This window comes from Klebsiella sp. HN106 (genome assembly GCF_051209435.1).
Classification (GTDB): domain Bacteria; phylum Pseudomonadota; class Gammaproteobacteria; order Enterobacterales; family Enterobacteriaceae; genus Klebsiella; species Klebsiella oxytoca.
Window position 1 is genome coordinate 1 of record NZ_JBLURD010000060.1, and the last position, 1,471, is coordinate 1,471.

At 65.8% G+C, this 1,471-nt stretch carries 1 protein-coding gene; it reads left to right on the top strand.

Annotated features, from left to right (window positions below; genetic code table 11):
- Positions 1 to 1,471: sodium-extruding oxaloacetate decarboxylase subunit alpha (gene oadA, locus ACSIPU_RS30255; protein WP_435322466.1), on the top strand; the 1,471-nt coding region annotated here is incomplete at both ends.

The window sequence follows — 1,471 nt, forward strand, 5'->3', positions numbered from 1 at the left end:
AGGACCCCTGGGTCCGCCTGCGCGAGCTCAAAAAGGCCATGCCGAAGACCCCCCTGCAGATGCTGCTCCGCGGCCAGAACCTCCTCGGCTACCGCCACTACGCCGATGACGTGGTGGAGCGCTTCACTGAGCGCGCCGTCAAAAACGGCATGGACGTGTTCCGCGTCTTCGACGCCATGAACGACCCGCGCAATATGAAAGCCGCCCTGCAGGCCGTCCGCAGCCACGGCGCCCACGCCCAGGGGACGCTCTCGTACACCACCAGCCCGGCGCACACGCTACAGACCTGGCTGGACCTGACCGAACAGCTGCTGGAAACCGGCGTCGACTCCATCGCGATTAAAGACATGTCCGGCATTCTCACCCCGGGGGCCGCCTTTGAGCTGGTGAGTGAAATCAAAAAACGCTACGACGTGAAGCTGCACCTGCATGCTCATGCCACCACCGGGATGGCGGAGATGGCCCTGCTGAAGGCCATCGAGGCGGGCGTCGACGGCGTTGATACCGCCATCTCTTCCATGAGCGCCACCTACGGCCACCCGGCCACCGAGGCGCTGGTCGCCACCCTGGCGGGTACTGAGCACGACACCGGGCTGGATATCCTGAAGCTTGAGAGCATCGCGGCGTACTTCCGCGAGGTGCGCAGGAAATACCACGCCTTCGAAGGCCAGCTGAAGGGCACCGACAGCCGTATCCTCGTGGCCCAGGTGCCGGGCGGGATGCTCACCAACCTCGAGGGCCAGCTGAAGCAGCAGAACGCCGCCCACCGTCTGGATGAGGTGCTGGCGGAAATCCCCCGCGTGCGTGAGGACCTCGGCTTCATCCCGCTGGTCACCCCCACCTCGCAGATTGTCGGCACCCAGGCGGTGCTGAACGTCCTGACCGGCGAGCGCTACAAAACCATCGCGAAGGAAACGGCCGGGATTCTGAAAGGCGAATACGGCCACACCCCGGTGCCGGTGAATGCGGCATTGCAGGCCCGCGTGCTGGAAGGGGCAGAAGCCATCACCTGCCGCCCGGCGGATTTACTCAAACCGGAGCTGGCGCAGCTGGAAGCCGATGTTAAACGTCAGGCGCAGGAGAAGGGCATCGTTCTGGCGGAGAACGCCATCGATGACGTGCTGACCGTGGCCCTGTTCCCGCAAATCGGCCTGAAGTTCCTGGCGAACCGCCACAACCCGGCGGCCTTTGAGCCGCTGCCGCAGGCGGAAGACACAAAACCGGCGCCAAAAGCCGATAAACCGGCCGCGTCCGGCGTCTACACCGTGGAAGTGGAAGGTAAAGCCTTTGTGGTGAAGGTCAGCGACGGCGGCGATATCAGCCAGCTGACGGCGGCCGCGCCGGCAGCCTCTTCCGCCCCGGCTCAGGCGGCCGCCCCGGCAGGCGCCGGCACGCCGGTGACCGCGCCGCTGGCGGGCACTATCTGGAAGGTCATTGCCGCGGAAGGCCAGACGGTGGCCGAAGGCGACGT